4 protein-coding genes are annotated in these 2522 nt (G+C 59.9%); all 4 read right to left on the minus strand.

Annotated elements, in window-relative coordinates; translation table 11 throughout:
• Window positions 1-595, minus strand: a 595-nt coding sequence (locus ACPYOI_RS35450) for an NADH-quinone oxidoreductase subunit D-related protein (protein ID WP_481424097.1), incomplete at its 3' end; no start/stop codon positions are given.
• A 66-nt stretch (window positions 596-661) separates the two neighbouring features.
• A complete protein-coding gene (locus tag ACPYOI_RS35455) occupies window positions 662-1264 on the minus strand; it encodes an NADH-quinone oxidoreductase subunit C (RefSeq protein ID WP_481420184.1) in 603 nt (200 codons plus the stop codon).
• Between the two features lie 19 nt (window positions 1265-1283).
• Entirely contained in the window at window positions 1284-1862 is a 579-nt protein-coding gene (locus ACPYOI_RS35460) for a NuoB/complex I 20 kDa subunit family protein (RefSeq protein WP_481420183.1), read from the minus strand.
• Window positions 1853-2218: an NADH-quinone oxidoreductase subunit A gene (locus tag ACPYOI_RS35465; protein WP_008521906.1), complete on the minus strand. Its 366-nt coding sequence runs from the start codon at window positions 2216-2218 to the stop codon at window positions 1853-1855. Before ACPYOI_RS35465 ends, ACPYOI_RS35460 begins: the two co-directional genes overlap by 10 nt.
• Window positions 2219-2522 lie beyond the last annotated feature (304 nt).

A 2522-nucleotide genomic window follows, 5' to 3' on the forward strand; every position in this document is an offset into this window, starting at 1 on the left:
GCTTGAAGATCCGGTTGCCGGTGAGAAGATTGTCGATGTCATCCAGCGCCTTCAAGAAGGGGTCGCACCAGTCGCCGATATCCTGGACGAGCTTTTCCGGCAGATCCTGGTGGACACCGCCCGGGCGGAAGTAAGCGGCATGCATGCGCGAACCGGAAGCGCGCTCATAGAACACCATCAGCTTTTCGCGCTCTTCGAAGCCCCAGAGCGGCGGCGTCAGAGCGCCGATGTCCAACGCCTGCGTCGTGACGTTCAGCAGATGCGACAGGATACGGCCGATTTCCGAATAGAGCACGCGAATCAGCTGGCCGCGAATCGGGATTTCGATGCCGAGCAGCTTCTCAACGGCGAGCGCGTAGGCATGCTCCTGGTTCATCGGCGCCACGTAATCGAGGCGATCGAAATAGGGCACGGCCTGCAGATAGGTCTTTGTTTCGATGAGCTTTTCGGTGCCGCGATGCAGCAGCCCGATGTGCGGATCGACGCGCTCCACAATTTCGCCGTCAAGCTCGAGGACAAGACGAAGAACGCCGTGTGCCGCCGGATGCTGCGGTCCGAAATTGATGTTGAAGTTGCGGACGTTATGTTCTGTCATGGCGATGAGCTCGCGTTCTCAGATAAACAGTGATGAGCGGGCGCCAACCCGCCGCACGCCTTCGAATTATTGCTTCGCTTTTTCGTCGCCCGGCAGCACGTAGTCGGTGCCTTCCCAAGGCGACAGGAAGTCGAAGTTACGGAATTCCTGCTTCAATTCGACAGGCTCGTAAACGACCCGCTTTGCAGAATCGTCGTAACGAACTTCGACGAAACCGGTGGTCGGGAAGTCCTTGCGAAGCGGATGGCCTTCGAAGCCGTAGTCGGTCAGGATGCGGCGCAGGTCCGGATGGCCGGTGAAGAGCACGCCGTACATGTCCCAGGTCTCACGCTCGAACCAGTCGGCGCCCGGATAAACCCCGAAAGCGGACGGAACCGGCGTATCCTCGTCGGTCGCCACCTTCACGCGGACGCGCAGGTTCTTCTTCGGCGACAGAAGATGGTAGACGACGTCGAAACGCTGCTCGCGCTGCGGCCAGTCGACGCCGCAGATGTCCGTCAGGTTGACGAAGCCGCAATTGGCGTCATCGCGCAGGAAGGTCAGCAGCGGGATCAGGTTGTCGCCGGTCGTCGTCAGCGTCAGCTCGCCATATTTGATCTGCGAGGCAGCAATCAGGTTGCCGCGTGCTTCCGATACGTAGGACGAAAGCTCAGTAAGGGCTTCGCTCATGTCTGTTGTCCTTAACCCCTTACCGCTCGATCGTGCCGGTGCGCCGGATCTTCTTCTGCAGCAGAAGCACGCCGTAAAGCAGCGCCTCGGCCGTGGGCGGACAGCCCGGCACATAGATGTCGACCGGCACGACGCGATCGCAGCCGCGAACCACCGAGTAGGAATAGTGATAGTACCCGCCGCCATTGGCGCAGGAGCCCATAGAGATGACGTACCGTGGCTCCGGCATCTGGTCGTAGACCTTGCGGAGCGCGGGGGCCATCTTGTTGGTGAGCGTGCCGGCAACGATCATGACGTCCGACTGGCGCGGCGAAGCGCGCGGCGCAAAACCGAAGCGCTCGACGTCGTAACGCGGCATCGACACCTGCATCATCTCGACGGCGCAGCAGGCGAGACCGAAGGTCATCCACATCAGCGAGCCCGTGCGGGCCCAGTTGATCAACTCGTCGGTCGAGGTGACGAGAAAACCCTTATCGGCAAGCTCGTTGTTGATCTCGCCGAAGAACGCGTCATTGCTGCCGATCGGCTTGCCGGTCGAGGGATCGATGATCCCTTTCGGCTGCGGCGCGACGAGCGTGTTGTTTTGGGTCACTCCCATTCCAGGGCCCCCTTCTTCCATTCATAAATAAAGCCGATGGTCAGCACCAGGAGGAAGACCATCATGGACCAGAAGCCGAACCAGCCGATGGCGCCGAAGGAAACGGCCCACGGGAAGAGGAAGGCGACCTCGAGGTCGAAGATGATGAAGAGAATCGAAACGAGATAGAATCGGATGTCGAACTTCATGCGCGCGTCATCGAATGCATTGAAGCCGCATTCGTATGCGGAAAGCTTTTCCGAATCCGGCGCCTTGAAGGCCACGGCAAAGGGCGCAATGAGAAGCGCCAGGCCGATAACCAAGGCGATGCCGATGAAAATCGCGATCGGAATATAGGAACTGAGAAGTTCAGTCATCATGTTCATCCCTACTTGCCGGTGCGCCGGGCGGCGCAACGGGCAAATGCCCCGAGCAAGCGTACGTGCGTTGCAACACGCCGTGGTTAGCGCAGGCAGCGCCGTGGTGCAAGACTTTTAGAAAGCCAATTGGCACTGTCACGAGGCGACCTTATACAGCCGTGAGAAATCCGTACAAGTTGCGACGGCCGCATGGCAGCAAACCGAGAGGCGCACGGCTTGGAAAGAATGGCGCGAGTGACGGGGCTCGAACCCGCGACCTCCGGCGTGACAGGCCGGCACTCTAACCGACTGAGCTACACCC

This window comes from Rhizobium sp. SVR5-2C (assembly GCF_056755115.1).

Excerpts from the sequence above, each read along its gene's own strand:
- ACPYOI_RS35460 (WP_481420183.1), bottom strand. The coding sequence starts at position 1,862 with ATGGGAGTGACCCAAAACAACACGCTCGTCGCGCCGCAGCCGAAAGGG.
- ACPYOI_RS35455 (WP_481420184.1), bottom strand. The coding sequence starts at position 1,264 with ATGAGCGAAGCCCTTACTGAGCTTTCGTCCTACGTATCGGAAGCACGC.
- ACPYOI_RS35465 (WP_008521906.1), bottom strand. The coding sequence starts at position 2,218 with ATGACTGAACTTCTCAGTTCCTATATTCCGATCGCGATTTTCATCGGC.